General features: G+C 72.9%; 12 protein-coding genes. 3 read left to right on the forward strand and 9 right to left on the reverse strand.

Annotated elements, in window-relative coordinates:
- The first annotated feature begins 109 nt into the window (after positions 1–109).
- Together ACYVKF_RS09810 and ACYVKF_RS09815 are read left to right on the forward strand one after the other, a co-directional pair.
- The gene (locus ACYVKF_RS09810) at positions 110–1,198 is read left to right on the forward strand and encodes a ParA family protein (protein WP_460966301.1); all 1,089 of its coding nucleotides are present in this window, start codon (positions 110–112) and stop codon (positions 1,196–1,198) included.
- Positions 1,199–1,212: 14 nt separating this feature from the next.
- Entirely contained in the window at positions 1,213–2,433 is a 1,221-nt protein-coding gene (locus tag ACYVKF_RS09815; RefSeq protein WP_460966302.1) for a ParB/RepB/Spo0J family partition protein, read from the forward strand.
- A 208-nt stretch (positions 2,434–2,641) separates the two neighbouring features.
- On the opposite strand, the gene ACYVKF_RS09820 is transcribed toward ACYVKF_RS09815, so the two are convergent.
- From ACYVKF_RS09820 to ACYVKF_RS09860, 9 genes are all read right to left on the reverse strand, one after another.
- Positions 2,642–3,820, reverse strand: a complete 1,179-nt coding sequence (locus tag ACYVKF_RS09820) for an N-acetylmuramoyl-L-alanine amidase (RefSeq protein WP_460966303.1) — start codon at positions 3,818–3,820, stop codon at positions 2,642–2,644.
- Between the two features lie 276 nt (positions 3,821–4,096).
- On the reverse strand, positions 4,097–4,423 hold the full coding sequence (gene trxA, locus ACYVKF_RS09825; protein ID WP_056916091.1) for a thioredoxin: 327 nt from the start codon (positions 4,421–4,423) through the stop codon (positions 4,097–4,099).
- A gap of 53 nt (positions 4,424–4,476) precedes the next feature.
- Positions 4,477–5,481: a thioredoxin-disulfide reductase gene (trxB, locus tag ACYVKF_RS09830; protein ID WP_056919470.1), complete on the reverse strand. Its 1,005-nt coding sequence runs from the start codon at positions 5,479–5,481 to the stop codon at positions 4,477–4,479.
- Between the two features lie 132 nt (positions 5,482–5,613).
- The gene (locus ACYVKF_RS09835; RefSeq protein ID WP_460966304.1) at positions 5,614–6,360 is read right to left on the reverse strand and encodes a hypothetical protein; all 747 of its coding nucleotides are present in this window, start codon (positions 6,358–6,360) and stop codon (positions 5,614–5,616) included.
- Positions 6,361–6,475: 115 nt separating this feature from the next.
- Complete coding sequence (sigM, locus tag ACYVKF_RS09840; RefSeq protein WP_056916094.1) at positions 6,476–7,024, reverse strand: RNA polymerase sigma factor SigM; 549 nt, start codon at positions 7,022–7,024, stop codon at positions 6,476–6,478.
- Positions 7,025–7,051: 27 nt separating this feature from the next.
- Positions 7,052–9,100 (reverse strand): protein kinase family protein, encoded by a 2,049-nt coding sequence (locus tag ACYVKF_RS09845; protein WP_460966305.1) that lies wholly within the window; start codon positions 9,098–9,100, stop codon positions 7,052–7,054.
- 17 nt (positions 9,101–9,117) lie between these two features.
- A complete protein-coding gene (gene murJ / locus ACYVKF_RS09850) occupies positions 9,118–10,728 on the reverse strand; it encodes a murein biosynthesis integral membrane protein MurJ (RefSeq protein ID WP_460966306.1) in 1,611 nt (536 codons plus the stop codon).
- Positions 10,725–12,875, reverse strand: coding sequence for a DUF6049 family protein (locus ACYVKF_RS09855; RefSeq protein ID WP_157581445.1), 2,151 nt, complete (start codon positions 12,873–12,875; stop codon positions 10,725–10,727). The genes murJ and ACYVKF_RS09855 overlap by 4 nt, the downstream gene beginning before the upstream one ends.
- A complete protein-coding gene (locus ACYVKF_RS09860; protein WP_056916098.1) occupies positions 12,875–13,369 on the reverse strand; it encodes an NUDIX hydrolase in 495 nt (164 codons plus the stop codon). Before ACYVKF_RS09860 ends, ACYVKF_RS09855 begins: the two co-directional genes overlap by 1 nt.
- Before the next feature lie 83 nt (positions 13,370–13,452).
- On the opposite strand from ACYVKF_RS09860, the gene ACYVKF_RS09865 reads away from it, so the two are divergent.
- A complete protein-coding gene (locus ACYVKF_RS09865) occupies positions 13,453–14,907 on the forward strand; it encodes a CCA tRNA nucleotidyltransferase (RefSeq protein WP_460966920.1) in 1,455 nt (484 codons plus the stop codon).
- The last annotated feature ends 301 nt before the right edge of the window (positions 14,908–15,208 follow it).

Genomic DNA, 15,208 nt, shown 5'->3' on the forward strand with positions numbered 1-15,208 from the left:
AGCTGACGCTTTTGTTTCACGTGAAACAGACGACGCCACCCGGGCTGATGTCAACGATGTCGGGGCGACAGGTCCTGTCCCTGCGGGTACGGCAGCCGCCACGTCGCCCATGGTGACCGCGCCAGTTTCACGTGAAACCGGGTCCGCGTCGGAGTCGCCAGTCGCCGGTGAGCCTACGCCGTCGCACGTCGGGGACTCGGCCGCGGCCGAGGACGCCCTGGCGGCTGTCGTTTCACGTGAAACAGAGCAGCGGGAAGAGCTTGCGTCGTCCCTTCCGCACGGGGACCACGACACCCCGCTGGCGCGCGCTGTCGCCGAGGACGCCCGCAAGCGGATCGCCCTCACGGGGCGGGTCTTCCCGAAGCCGCCGACCACCCGCGTGCTCACCGTCGCGAACCAGAAGGGCGGGGTCGGCAAGACGACCACGACGGTCAACGTCGCGGCTGCCCTGGCGCAGGCCGGGCTCACGGTGCTGGTCATCGACATCGACCCGCAGGGCAATGCCAGCACCGCGCTGGGCATCGACCACCACGCAGAGGTCCCGAGCATCTACGACGTGCTCGTCGAAGGAACGCCGATGATGGACGTGGTACAGGAGTGCCCCGACATCCCGGGCCTGTGGTGCGCACCCGCCACGATCGACCTGGCGGGTGCCGAGATCGAGCTGGTCTCGCTCGTGGCGCGAGAGACCCGTCTCCAGCGCGCCATCACCGCCTACCTCCTGCAGGCGGAGTCGTCGGACCGTCCCACGCCGGACTACGTCCTCATCGACTGCCCGCCCAGCCTCGGTCTGCTCACGGTCAACGCCTTCGTCGCGGCCCAGGAGGTCTTCATCCCGATCCAGTGCGAGTACTACGCGCTCGAGGGTCTCTCCCAGCTGCTCAAGAACATCGAGCTGATCCGCAACCACCTGAACCCCACGCTGCACGTGTCGACCATCCTGCTCACCATGTATGACGCTCGGACGAGGCTGTCGGCCCAGGTGGCCGACGAGGTCCGCACCCACTTCCCCGAGCAGGTCCTGCGCAACACGGTGCCGCGGTCCGTGCGCATCTCCGAGGCGCCCAGCCACGGCCAGACCGTGATGACGTACGACCCGAACTCCAGTGGCGCGCTCTCGTACCTCGGCGCCGCCGCCGAGCTCGCCGACCGTGGGGCAGCCGGCCCCGTCCCCCCGCCCGCCCCCGCGCAGAACTGACAAGGAACCCCCACATGAGCGAGAAGCGTCGCGCCCTCGGCCGGGGCCTGGGTGCCCTCATCCCCAACGCCCCGACCTCTCCGACCTCGAGCCGTCCGGTCGACGTGTTCTTCCAGGACCAGCGGCCGGCCACGACGGTGGACCGTGCGCAGGAGACCCCGGCAGGCGAGGAGACCCTCACGGAGGGCCCGGACGCGACGACCTCGGTCGAGGGCGGCGCCGCCGAACGGCGGACCGAGACCCCCGAGCGGCCCACGGCCGACGAGAGCGGGGACGGGGCAGGGTCCGAGGGGGCAGCTGACGGGGAGGGTGCCACCGCACCCCGGCAGGAGGCGGACGCCACGGACGCCTCGGTCGTGGACCGTACCGGCGGCCGTGGTCTCGCGCCGGTGCCGGGGGCGTCGTACGGCGACCTCCCGGTGGGGTCGATCCGGCCCAACCCGAAGCAGCCACGGTCGGTCTTCGACGAGGACGCCATGGCCGAGCTCGTCCACTCGATCAGCGAGATCGGGGTCCTCCAACCGATCGTCGTACGACCCATTCCCGCAGGTCAGGGGCCTGACGACCTCGACAACGCGCCCGAGGGCGTCATCTACGAGCTCATCATGGGTGAGCGCCGCTGGCGGGCGTCGCAGGAGGCCGGCAAGAGCACCGTGCCGGCGATCGTCAAGGAGACCGACGACGACGACCTGCTGCGCGACGCGCTCCTGGAGAACCTCCACCGCAGCCAGCTCAACGCGTTGGAGGAGGCTGCGGCCTACCAGCAGCTCCTCGAGGACTTCGGCTGCACGCACGATGAGCTCGCCGGACGGATCGGCCGGTCCCGGCCCCAGATCTCCAACACCTTGCGCCTGCTCAAGCTGCCCCCGCTCGTCGCCCGCCGGGTGGCCGCCGGGGTGCTCTCGGCCGGGCACGCCCGGGCCCTGCTGTCGCTCGACGACGGTGCGGGTATGGAGCGCCTGGCCCAGCGGATCGTGGCCGAGGGGCTGTCGGTGCGCTCGGTCGAGGAGATCGTCGCCCTGGGCGGGGACCAGGAGAAGGCCAAGCCCCGTCGTCCCCGCGCAGGGAACCGCCATCCTCAGCTCGACGACCTCGCCGCCCGCCTGTCCGACCGGTTCGACACCCGCGTCAACATCGCCCTCGGCCAGCGCAAGGGCAAGCTCACCGTGGAGTTCGCGTCGGTGGAGGACCTCAACCGCATCGTCGACATGCTTGGCGTCGACCGGAGCGCCTGACTCCGCGACGCCCACACCCGGCAGGCCTCGGCGGCCCGGCCGCTGGCTGCCGGCCGCCGTGAGCGGGGCGCTCGCCGGCGTCGATGTTTCACGGGAAACATGGCGTCCAGAGGCGCCGGCGGCCCATCTTGGCCATCACCGGAGACGACGAATCCCCTTGACCAGCAAGGGGATTCGTCAGTTGAAGGCGTTGCGTTGGCCGGTCGGGTCAGCGGTGCGCGGCGAGGTAGGCGCGCAGGTCGCCGAGGTGCAGGACCCCGGTCTTGGCGGTGTCGTCGTCACCTAGGTAGAGCCGCTGGAGGCTGACGAGCACGGCCTCGGCGAGGGTGTCGCGGAAGGCCGGGTCGGCCAGCCGGGCGGCGTCGGCGGGGTGCGAGAGGTACCCGGCCTCGATGCGGACCGCAGGCATCGTCGTCTGCTGGAGCAGGGTCCAGGAACGCCCGTGCGAACGGCAGTTGGCGAGCCCGGTGCGGGCGACGATCTCGCGCAGCACGAGGTCGGCCATGTGCTCGCCGATGGCCGACCAGGACGTCGTCCGGTCGCGGCCGAAGAAGAACGTGGCCACCCCGCTGGCGTCGGCGGCGTCGTGCGAGTCGGCGTGCAGCGACAGCAGCAGGTCGGCGCCGGCGGCGTTGGCGATGGCCGCGCGCTCCTCCTCGGTGGGGCAGGTGTGCTCGGTGCGGGTGTAGACCACCGCGACACCGATGGCGGTCAGGCGACCCTCGATGCGGCGGGCGAGGTCCATGACCAGGTCGGCCTCGACCAGTCCGTTGGCAGCGGCTCCGGTGTTGTCGCCGCCGTGCCCGGGGTCGAGCACGACGGTGCGCCCGCTGAGGTTGTGCCCGGAGCGACGGACCCGCTCCCGCTCGCGCAGCACGTTGGCGGAGCCGCCGGACACCGAGCGTCGCAGGTCCTCGAACGCGCGCAGCGTCTCCGGGCCCACCGACCCGTCCCCGGGCAGGCCGTACGCACGCTGGAAGCTGCGCACCGCGCGCTCGGTCTCGGGGCCGAACCGTCCGTCGACCCGGCCGGAGGCGAACCCGAGCGTGTTGAGCCGTTCCTGGAGCGCCACGACGTCCTCGCCGCGCAGCAGGTGGCCGGGCGTGTGGACGAGGATGCGGTCCCCCAGGGTCCAGCGGGCGCCGTCGATGGCGCCGAACGTCTCCACGCCCACGACACCGTCGACGATGAGGCCCTTGTGCTGCTGGAAGGCGCGCACGGCACGCAGGAGGCCCTCGTCATAGACGTCGGGGTCGGGGGAGCCGGCCATCAGCTCGGTGAGCTCGGGCAGGGCGTCCGAGGCGAGGGCGGCGAGCCGGGTGCGGACGTCGAGCACCGCGGGTCCGCGGCTCCCGAGGCCGAGCAGGCCGTTCTTGCTGTCGGACACGCAGCCTCCTCGCGGAACGTGGTCGGGACCTCGTCGAGGTCGGCATCGGTGCAGGTCAGGGGTGGTCCGCAGGAGCGAGCCGGGATCCTGCCGCAACCGGCGGGACGGGGTGGGACACAGGTGGCCGGCTGTCCGGTGGGGTCGGCGCGGCCGGGTCGTGCAGGGACCGACTCTAGGTCAGCGGAGGGGGTTCATCCAACCGAAACCGCTGGACGAGGACCCCTCGGAACGCGTCAGCCGGCCGGCCCCGAGGGGGTCGGCCGGCTGACGGACGCCTCAGTTGAGGTAGTCGGCGAGCTCGCGGACGAGCTTGGGCTTCGGCATGGCGCCGACGAGGGTCTTGACGACCTCGCCACCGACGTAGACGTTCAGCGTCGGGATGCCGGTGATGCCGTAGCGCGAGCTGACGGCGAGGTTCTCGTCGGTGTTGAGCTTGACGATGTCGATCTTGTCGGCGTGCGCGATGGCCAGCTCCTCGAGGACCGGGGCGACGGCGCGGCAGGGGCCGCACCAGGGTGCCCAGAAGTCCACCAGGACCGGCTTGTCGTTCTGGAGGACGTCGGCCTCGAAGGTGGCGTCCGTGGTGTCCTTGATGGCTCCCACTCGGGGGCTCCTTTCGGTGGTGCTGCGGTTGGGGAAGGGGTCGTGCGGGTCGGTCAGTGGGTGAGCGCGGGCTCGTCGACGAGCGCCGCGTCGGTGGCCGGTGCCCCGGCGTGGTCGCGGTCGGCCAGGAAGCGCTCGGCGTCCAGGGCCGCCGCACAGCCCGAACCGGCGGCGGTGATCGCCTGGCGGTAGGTGTGGTCGACCAGGTCGCCGGCAGCGAAGACGCCGGGCAGGTTCGTCAGCGTGGTGCGACCTTCGACGAGCACGTACCCCTCGTCGTCGAGCGACACGACGTCCTTGACCAGCTCGTTGCGGGGGTCGTGGCCGATGGCGACGAACAGCCCCGTCACGGGCAGCTCGCGCGTCTCGCCGGTCACGGTGTCGCGCAGCGTGATGCCGGTGAGCTTGGCGTCACCGTGGATGGCCTCGACGGCGGAGTTCCAGGCGAACTTGATCTTGTCGTTGGACAGGGCCCGCTCGGCCATGATCTTGGAGGCGCGCAGCTCGTCACGACGGTGGACGATCGTCACCGACCTCGCGAACTTGGTGAGGAAGGTGGCCTCCTCGACGGCGGAGTCGCCACCGCCGACGACGGCGATGTCCTGGTCACGGAAGAAGAACCCGTCGCAGGTCGCACACCAGGAGACACCGTGCCCGGAGAGGCGCTTCTCGTCGGGCAGGCCGAGCTCACGGTAGGCCGAGCCCATCGCGAGGATGACGGCGTGCGCACGGTAGGTGTTGCCCTCCGCGTCGACCACGGTCTTGATCTCGCCCTCGAGGTCCACCGACTCGACGTCGTCGGTGATGATCTCGGCGCCGAAGCGGTCGGCCTGGGCCCGCATGTTCTCCATCAGGTCCGGACCCATGATGCCGTCGCGGAACCCGGGGAAGTTCTCCACCTCGGTGGTGTTCATCAACGCGCCACCGGCCGTCACGGCACCCTCGAAGAGCAGGGGGGCCAGGTTGGCCCGGGCGGCGTACACGGCGGCGGTGTAGCCCGCCGGGCCGGAGCCGATGATGATCAGACTGCGGATGTCGTCAGGTGCGGTCGTGCTCACGCGAGTACAGCCCCTTGTGGTCGAGAAGGAGGTTCACCGCTACATACGGTGCTGATGTCTGCAACCGATCGTAGGGCCTGAATGTTCCTCGCCGGGCCGCGGCAGGCCGCGGTCGACGGGTGATTCCGCCGCTCAGGGGACGGGGACCGGCCCGGCGATCACGACGGGGTGCGTGGCATCGCAGTCGCGACCCACGGCGTACACGTTCTGGCCGGTGTCGCCGCTGACCAGCGCGACCACGGCGGGGCGTCCGTCGTAGGTGCCCACGTCGCCGACGACGGGCATCCACGGAGCCACCCCGAGGGCCGTGAGGCAGCCGCGCAGGCCCTGCGGGTTGGTGGCGGCGTCCGCCTTGAGGGAGCTGGCAGCGCTGAACCCCTGGCTGAGCATGCTCCGCGCCTGCCTGGTCAGCTCCGTGGAGGTGTATGCGGTGCCGGTGGAGGCCAGGGCGATGGCTCCGGTCCCGGCAGCCGCACGGCTGTCCGCACCGGTGGGGGCGCCCTCGGGACCTGACGCGGCGGACTTCGCCGCACCGGCCGAGGCGTCGTCGGCGCTGGACGAGCCACCTCTGCTCAGCGAGGCCATGAGCTCGCCGGGTCCGGTGCCCAGCATGGCGGGGACGGCGACGGCCACGGCGGCGACCGCGGCAGCGACCAGGCCCACCTTGGCCCACAGGGGACGGCGTCGACGCAGCGGGACGACGGTGCGGTCACTGGCGGCCGACCGGGACTGCTGCTCGGCGGCGATCGAGGCGTTGATGCGGTCGACGAGGTCAGCAGGCATCGGTCCGGGGTCGCCGAGCCCGGCGAGGAGGGCCCGGATGCCGGTGGGGTCGTCCTGCTCGTCGGGTCGACCGGGCGGCACGGGCGGGGTGGTCACCACGAGAACCTCCGGACGGGTCGGGCCGCGACAGGGCGGAGCGGGGGACGTGCAGGTCGGTGGGAGCAGGCGGCGCCGGTGCGACGGGCACGACAGGGGCTCCATGGGTACGACGTCACGGCTGCCCCGATCGTTCCCGGAGCATGGCTGCCATCGCCTCGCGTCCCCGGCTGCACCGTGACTTCACCGTGCCCTCGGCGACCTCGAGCACCGCAGCCGCCTCGAGCACCGAGAGCCCGTGCATGTCGACGAGCACGAGCGCCATCCGTTGGCCCTCGGGCAGCCGGTCGAGGGCCTCGCGCACGTCCAGCCGGGTGTCCACCGAGGCGTGGGCGTCCCGCTTGTCCGCCAGCTCGTACTCCGGCAGCGGGGAGGTGGGCTTGTCGCGCCGGAGCCGGTCCAGGCACGCGTTGACGACGATGCGGTGCAGCCAGGTGGTCACGGCGGCGTCGCCCCGGTAGGACCCTGCCCGCCGGAAGGCCGAGATGAACGCGTCCTGGACGCAGTCGGCGGCGAGCTCGGGGTTCCGGGTGGTGCGCAGGGCGACGGCCCACATCCGGTCGCGGTGACGGCGGAACAGCTCCCCGAAGGCGTCGGGGTCACCGGCCAGGTGTTGGCGCAGCAGCTCCCGGTCGTCGCGCTCGTGCAGGGGAGTGGTGCCCATGGGAGTGACCGTCCGCCGCCGCGCGGCTCAGCGGACCGTGACCTCGGCGAGCGTGGCCCGGAACCTGCCGTCGGAGACCTGGGACACCTTGGTGAACCAGACGAAGACGTACTGCCCGGAGACCGGCTTCTTGGCCTTGACCGTGACCGAGCCGTCCTTGCCCTGGGAGGTGCCGAGCTCGTTCGCGTTGTCGAGGGTGCGGTCCTCGCCGACGTAGACCGTGACGTCGGACGCGTCGGGCAGGACGAGGTCGACCTCGGAGACCTTGCGGACCTGGCCGAGGTCGACCCGGACGCCGACACCCTTCTTCAGGCCGCCGAGGTTGGCGCTGGCGTAGCCCTCGGAGCTCCAGAAGGTGTCGTCCTTGCCGTCGAAGACCCGGGGGGCCTCACCGTTGCGCTCGGCGTTGTCGCCCTCGGGGTCGAAGCCGGTGGCGCTGAGGATGGCGAACGGCTCGCCCCCGGTGGCGGTGTCCGACGGCTGCGACGTCTGGGTCTGGCCGGGGGGCACGGTGACGGTCGTGGACGCCGTGGCCGTGACGGTCGGCTTCGAGGTGCCCCCGAACAAGATGTTGCTCCTCGAGCCGATGGTCGAGGCGCCCCAGAAACCCAGGACCGCGACGACCACGAGGAAGGTGGCCACGATGCCCAGCACGATCCCGGACTGGTCGCTGCTGCGCTGGGTCGTCTCCTGCGACAGCATCGGCAGCGGAGGGTCGAGTGGTTCGTCGTTCTCCACGAGGGCCTCGTCGAGGCTGATCCGGCGGGACTCGGCGCGCTCGGCAGCCGCCTCCTTCGCGGCCTTGCGGTCGGCGGCCTTGTCGGCGGCCGCCTTCGCGAACGACCCCACCTTGTGCGCCGCGGCACCGGCCGCGTGGCCGGCGGCGGTGCCGGCCGCTCCCAGCGCCAGGCCGACGGCGGCGGCCGGGCCCTCCTGGTGGGTCTGCGGGGAGCCGGCGGCGGTGCCGCCGTCCGGGGTGGTGGCGGTCGCGGCGTCGGTCCCGGTGGCGGTCCCGGTGGCGGGGACGGCCGGGGCGTCGCCCACCCCGCCCGCGGGCAGGGTCTGCGTCGACTGGTCCGTCGGCGCAGCGGGGACCTGGGTGGCCTGGTCGAAGGGTGCGGCGCCCGGCTGCTCGGCCGCGGCCTCCCGTGGCAGGTCGGTCATGGGCAGGGCGACGGTGCGTTCGACCCCGTCGTCGGGGCGCGGAGAGCTGCCTCCGAGCCCGACGACCTGGGTCGGCGCCCAGGGGGCGATCTGCGAGGCGAAGTCACCGGGGCTGAGGGGGCCCTGGTCGTCGTTGAGGGTCAGGCGGCACAACGCGTCGAGGTCGCCGGGCACGCCGGCCGCGATCTCCGAGGGGGCGGCCACCCCACCGACGACGCGCGGCGCGCTCTCCACACCGGGCACGGGGGTGGAGAGGGGCCAGCGGCTGGTCAGCGCGGCATACGCGATGGCCACCACGCCCACGGCGTCGAGGCGGGCGGCGGTCGCGGAGTCGACGTCGTCGTCGGAGGCCATCGCGGCGGCGGTGGCGACGCCACGGACCTTGATGGTGCCGTCGGGGGCGCGCAGGACCGAGTGGGGCGTGAGGCGCAGGTGGTGCAGGCCGCGGGAGCGAGCCGCTTCGAGACCGGTCGCGGTCTCGCCGGCGATCCGACGCGCCTCCTCGGCGGGCAGGCCGCCCTGCTCGAGGATCTGGGCGAGGGTGTGGGCCTCGGGGATGGCCTCCTCGACGTAGAAGGCCGTGCCCTCGGAACGACCCACGTCGAGGACGCGGACCAGCCGGTGGTTGTCGAGGCCTGCGGCGCGGCGGGCGGCGTCGAGGGTGGCGGGGGCGTGGGCGTCGTCCTCGCCGAAGCAGACGACGACGACATCGCGTTCGAGGGTGGTGTCGTGGGCCGACCAGCGCTCTGCGTGCGGCAGCTTCTCCAGCCTGCGCTGCACGGCGTACCGGCCGCCCAGCACCGTCGAAGGACCGACCCCGTGCACGCTGCCTCCTGTTCCCTCGTCGACGTGGTCGACGTCCTCGTTGCCGTCCGTGTTGTCGTCCGTGCTGCCCCTGCGCTGCGCTGTCATCCTAGGGTCTGCGCACCTCAGGGTGAGCGACGACGCAGCCGACGCACGACCGGGTCGAGCAGCTGCGAGGCCTCCCGCACACGCATGGCGTGGGCGAGCCCCAGCGCGGCCGCGGCGAAGGCCAGTCCGGCGACCACGGTCACCACGAGGCGTCCGGCGAACCCGCTGTCGGTGACGCCCTGGCCGAGCCGCAGGACGAGCCAGCCCACCGCGGCGGCGAGCACCGAGGCGATGGCGAGCCGGACATACACCTGGATCGCGGAGGCGAGCCGCAGCCTGCCGAGCTTGCGCCGCAGCAGGAAGAACCCGAGCAGGGCCGCGAGCAGGTTGCTCACGGTCTGGCCGATGCCGACGACCACCCCGGCCTGGTCCGGGCCGGCGACGATGATCGCGACGTTGAACGCGGTGGCGACCACGGTGACGAGCAGCTGGAGGAGGAACGGGGTGCGGGCGTCCTCGTAGGCGTAGTAGACGCGCTGCACGAGGTAGAGCCAGCCGTAGGGGACCAGGCCGAGCAGCATCGCCATGAGGACGTGCGCGACACCGCGGACCTGCTCGGGGTTGTTGCTGAACAGCAGGACGCGCAGCACGGGCTCGGCGAGCAGGATGCCGCCGACCGTGGCAGGCACGAGCAGGACGGCCGGCATCCGCAGCCCGCGGCCGAGGTCGTCGACCACCTCGCCGACCCGACCGGCGTGGACCGACTTCGACACCCGCGTGAAGAGCGCCGTGACGAGGGAGACGGTGACCAGCGAGTGCGGCAGCATGAAGAACAGGAAGGCCGTGCTGTACGAGTACTTGTCGGTGCTGCCGGTGAGGACCCGCGAGGTGACGATGAAGCCGAGCTGGCTGACCGCGACGGCCGCGAACGTCCACACCGCCACCTTCGACGCCGAGCGCAGCCCCACGCCGCGGAACCCCCACACCGGGCGGAACCGGAAGCCGATCCGGCGCAGCGGCATCACCAGCGCGAACGCCTGCGCCGCCACCCCGAGGGTGGCCGTGCCGGCCACGAGCCAGATCATCGTCGGCGTCCACGCGGAGACGCCGGCCTCGGCGGGCAGCCCGCCGAGCAGGAACGCCCCGAGGCCGAGCATGCTCACGATGTTGGCCAGGGCCGGCGCCCACATGTATGCCGCGAAGTGGCCGCGGGCGTTGAGCACCTGACCGAGGAGGGTGTAGAGCCCGTAGAAGAAGATCTGCGGGAGGCAGATGAACGCGAAGGCGGTGCTCAGCGCGAGGGTCTGGTCGGACCAGCGCGAGGTCGCGTTGATCTGGACGAGGAACGGTGCCAGGGCGGTGGCGACCACGGTGGCGAACGCCATGAGGGCGATCGAGAGGGTCAGCAGCCGGTTGACGAACTCGTCGCCGCCGTCGTCGTGGTGGGCGGCCTTGGTGATCTGCGGGACGAGGACGGCGTTGAGGACGCCACCGGCGAGCAGCAGGTAGAACTGGTTCGGCAGGGTGTTGGCGACGTCGAAGGCGTCACCGGTCACCGCGAAGCCCATGACGGCGGCGAGCATGACCGACTTGGCCATGCCGAGGACGCGGGAGACCACGGTCCCCGCGGCCATCACCGCGCTGGAACGGGCCAGGCTGCGTTCGCCCTGCTGGGACGTCTCGCTCATCCGCGTGCCTCCACGGTCTGGGGGTCGGCACCGGGGCCGCGGTCGGTGCGGCTCGGTCGCCGCCGGACCGTGCGCACGATACCGAGGGCGATGACCAGCGCTGCCACCCCACCCAGGACGAGGTAGACCCAGTTGCCGGTCGGGGTGACGTGGACCTGGACGTCGGCGCCCTGCCCGACCACCGTGCCGTCGGGCGTGGTGAGCGTCGTGCGCAGCGGCACGAGGCCCGCCGCCAGGGCGGTCACGCTGACGTTGACCGTGGCCCGGCTGCGCGGGCCGATCCGCAGCACCGAGGGCTGGCTGTCGATCTGCAGGCGGGGGTTGGACGCCTCGACGGTGAGCTTGACGTTCTCCACCGGCACGTCGAGGTCGTTCGTCACCGTGATCTGCAGCCGACCGGAGTCCGCGAGGAAGTTGATGGTGCCGGCACTGACCTTGACCGCGGTCGTGGTCTGCCGGGTGGCGGCGGTGACCCGGCCGCTGAGCGTGTTCCAGGCCGTGGGGGCCGAGCGCCAGCGGGTCGAGAACAGCTGTTCGGCGGCGCGGGTCCAGGTGCGCGCGAACTCGTCGCCGTCGTCGCGGATCTGGGCCACCCCCCGCACCGTGCGCAGGGTGCGGTCGAGCTCGGCGACCCGGGCCCCGGTGAGGACCGGCTTGCTGCCCGTGGTCACCGGCGTCGTCGGCCGGGTCACCGGAGCGGCCTGGGTCGTCGCCGTGCGCCGGGCCTGCGCCAGCTGGGCGCCGGTCGTCGACGGGGTCAGCCACGGCAGCGTCTGCACGGTGTCGAAGAACCGTCGCGTCGCCTCGGGGTCGGGGTTGAACGAGCGAGGGGCGACGACGAACACGGATCGCCCGGCCGTCCCGGGCAGCTCGCCCAGCAGGGCCGCCGTGTCGGCGATGAACTGCTGCGTGCTCAGCAGGGACTCCTGCGGCGACGTGGTGCGCCCGAGCAGCGCGCTGAGGGAGTCGTCGTACGCCAGCAGGGGCAACCCGGTCGTGCTCCGCTGGACCGCGCCCGGGGTGAGGCCGTTCAACCCGGACGGCAGGGCGTTGCTCGAGGCCACCTGCCCGGCCAGCGAAGGCACGCGGAAGAGCTGGCGCAGCCCCGACTCCGCCCGGGCGGTGTACGTGCCGTCGGCCGGCCACGCGATGTCGGCGCGGCCCCCGAGGGCGTCAGCGGCCTCGTCGGAGCGACCGACGAGCTCGCGGACCAGCCCGGTCGCCCCGGCCTGGCCGACGACCGCACCGAGGTCGGCGTCGGTGTCCGGCAGGACCCAGGGTGTGTGGCTGCGGGCCTCCTGGGTGATGCGGTCCTCGGTCGCCGTGCGCAGGACGCGTTCCTGGGTGCCGGTCTGCCCGGCGTCGATGGGGTCGGGCAGCAGGGACGGGGTGAGGCTGGGGTCCAGCGCCCAGGTCACCGGGGCGTCCTGGGTCGCGTCCAGCACCCGGGTCACCCGCGAGGACGCGTCCAGGGCCGAGGTCCACGCGGTCTCCCGGGCGGTGCCGCTCGCGCCGAACAGGTCGGGGTCGGGGTCGAGCGTGAGCGGGACGGCCCACGAGATCGACAGCGGTTGGTACTGCTTGATCCGCTGGTAGCCCGCGAAGGTCCGCACCGCGCTGGTCCCGGACTCCACGCTGAGGGGGACGGCGCCGTACGTCGCGTCGGTGCGGAGGGAGGCGACCCCCTCGATGCTGATCCGGAACCCGGCCGCGGTGCCGGGCGCGACGTTCCCCTTGAGGCGGGTCTGGCCGATGACGTCGCCGCGCGCCGGACCGGCCTGCGCCGCCCAGTCGCGGACGGCCGCCCGGGTGTTGGCGAGGGTGCCGGCCACCACCCGGACGGTCGGGCGGGCCAGGGGGGTGGTGCCGTCGTTGCGGATCGTCCCGGTGACGACGAGCGCCTGGCCGGGGGCCACGACGGCGGGGCTCACGCCGGTGAGCTGCACGACGGCGTCGGCTGCTGCGGCTGCCGGCCGCCCGGCCGCTGCTGTGGTGGTCGTGGTGGTCGCGGTGGTCGTGGCGGTCGCGGGTATGGCGCGGACGGCCGGTGCGGTGGGGCCCGCCGCGGCGGTGGCGTGGGGGGTGAGCAGCGCGGGCAGCACCAGGGCTGCCGCGGCGAGCACGCGGCATACCGGGACGCGCACCATCACCCGTCTCCGGCCAGACGGTGCCAGGCCTGCCTGGCGATGCGACGCTCGTTCGGGAAGGTGAGGTGCTCGTGGGCCTCGCGCAGTGGGAGCCACGCGACGTCGACCGCTTCGTGGTCGGGGTCGTTCTCGATGGTGAGCCGGCCGCCGGTGGCCTCGAGGAGGTAGTGGTGCACGAACTTGTGCACGCGGTGGTCGCTCGTGGCGAACCAGTAGTCGATGGTGCCGAGCTCGGTGAGCACCCGGCCCTCGATGCCGGTCTCCTCGGCGACTTCGCGCTCGGCGGTCTCGGGGAGGGTCTCGTCGTTCTCGCGGTGGCCCTTGGGCAGGCACCACTCGATCCGCCCGGCCCGGTTGCGGCGGGCGATGACCGCGATCCGGGCGATCCCGTCCTGCACGTCGACGACGATGCCGCCGGCGGAGCGTTCCTCCACGGCGGGAAGGCGCGCGCGGCTGGGGGCCAGCCGTTCCGGATCGCGCGCAGGGGAGGTCACGCTGCCACTCTAACGAGCGCCTAGGCTTGTCCCTCGTGTCCACCGCTGATCCCCGCGAGCCGAAGGCCGGCCCTCCCGCCGCCCTGCCGGAGCTGTTGCGGGCGGCGACGGCCCACCTCGCCCCGGTGGTGCCGCTGCTCACCGAGCTGGGCGAGCTGTTCGCCGCCGCCGGGCACGAGCTGGCCCTGGTCGGTGGCCCGGTGCGCGACGCCTTCCTCGGGCGCGTCTCGCCCGACCTGGACTTCACGACCAGCGCCTCGCCCGACGAGTCGCTGGCCGTCCTCAAGCCCTGGGCCGACGCCCACTGGGACATGGGTCGCGAGTTCGGCACGGTGGGGGTGCGTCGCGGCGACCTGACCGTCGAGGTGACGACCTACCGCGCCGACGCCTACGACGGGCAGACCCGCAAGCCCGTGGTCGCGTTCGGCGACAACCTCGAGGACGACCTGGTCCGACGCGACTTCACCGTCAACGCGATGGCGCTGCGGCTGCCGTCGATGGAGTTCGTGGACCCGCACGACGGGCTCGCCGACCTCGCCTCGCGGACGCTGCGGACACCGGGCACCCCCGAGGTGTCGTTCGGTGACGACCCGCTGCGGATGATGCGGGCCGCGCGGTTCGCCGCCCAGCTCGGTGTGGCGGTGGCGCCCGAGGTGCGCTCGGCCATGGAGCAGATGGCGGGCTCGATCGAGATCGTGTCGGCCGAACGCGTCCGCGACGAGCTCACCAAGCTGCTGCTCGCCCCGACCCCGCGTCCCGGGCTGAGGCTGCTCGTGGAGACCGGCCTCGCCGACCACGTGCTGCCCGAGCTGCCCGCGCTCAAGCTCGAGATCGACGAGCACCACCGGCACAAGGACGTCTACGAGCACTCGCTCACCGTGCTCGACCAGGCCATCGCCCTCGAGGGACCGGCCGACGGCCCCCCGGAGTCGGTGCCCGGCCCTGACCTGTGGCTGCGGCTCGCGGCCCTGCTCCACGACATCGGCAAGCCGGCGACCCGGCGGTTCGAGGAGGGTGGCGGGGTCTCCTTCCACCACCACGAGGTCGTCGGGGCAAAGCTCGCGTCCAAGCGGCTCAAGGCGCTGCGTTTCGACAAGGACACGGTCAAGGCGGTCGCGCGCCTCACCGAGCTGCACCTGCGGTTCCACGGGTACGGCGACGGCCAGTGGACCGACTCCGCCGTGCGCCGCTACATCACCGACGCCGGCCCCCTGCTGCCGCGACTGCACCGCCTGACGCGGTCCGACTCCACGACCCGCAACGCCCGCAAGGCGGCGCGGCTCTCGAGCACCTACGACGCCCTCGAGGTGCGCATCGCCGCGCTCCAGGAGGCCGAGGAGCTGGCGGCCGTTCGGCCGGAGCTGAACGGCAACGAGATCGCCGAGGTGCTCGGCATCCGTCCCGGGCCCGTGCTCGGACGCGCGTACTCGTTCCTCCTCGAGGTCCGCCTCGACCAGGGCCCCATCGGCCACGACGCCGCGGTGGCCGCGTTGCGCCGGTGGTGGGCCGACCAGCCCGAGTCCGCCCCCCAGGACTGACGGGGCTGACGCAGGCTGACGCGGGCGTCCGCCGAGGGCACCCGCGCGCCACCCGGCACCACCCTGCCGCCCGCCAAACGCCGGGTGCGCGGCATACCGCGGGTTGTCGTCCCACGGGTTGCCCCGCAACCGGAGTTGTGGGCGGGTTGCGGCGGGAGGAGACGGGGTTGTCCCGCGTGGGCCGGGACCTAGGGGTCGGCGGGGCTGCGTGAACAGGCATCGGTGCAAGCCAGCGGTCCTGCGGCCCGGCGCGCCTTGGTCGCGATTGCTCGTGCTTGTGCCTTGTTGGATACTCTGGCGG

This window comes from Pedococcus soli (assembly GCF_054782575.1).

What these genes read in the sequence shown, in the direction of transcription:
- murJ (WP_460966306.1), bottom strand. Translation starts at nt 10,728, where the DNA reads ATGAGCGAGACGTCCCAGCAGGGCGAACGCAGCCTGGCCCGTTCCAGC.
- ACYVKF_RS09810 (WP_460966301.1), top strand. Translation starts at nt 110, where the DNA reads ATGGTGACCGCGCCAGTTTCACGTGAAACCGGGTCCGCGTCGGAGTCG.
- ACYVKF_RS09815 (WP_460966302.1), top strand. Translation starts at nt 1,213, where the DNA reads ATGAGCGAGAAGCGTCGCGCCCTCGGCCGGGGCCTGGGTGCCCTCATC.
- ACYVKF_RS09855 (WP_157581445.1), bottom strand. Translation starts at nt 12,875, where the DNA reads ATGGTGCGCGTCCCGGTATGCCGCGTGCTCGCCGCGGCAGCCCTGGTG.
- sigM (WP_056916094.1), bottom strand. Translation starts at nt 7,024, where the DNA reads ATGGGCACCACTCCCCTGCACGAGCGCGACGACCGGGAGCTGCTGCGC.
- ACYVKF_RS09845 (WP_460966305.1), bottom strand. Translation starts at nt 9,100, where the DNA reads ATGACAGCGCAGCGCAGGGGCAGCACGGACGACAACACGGACGGCAAC.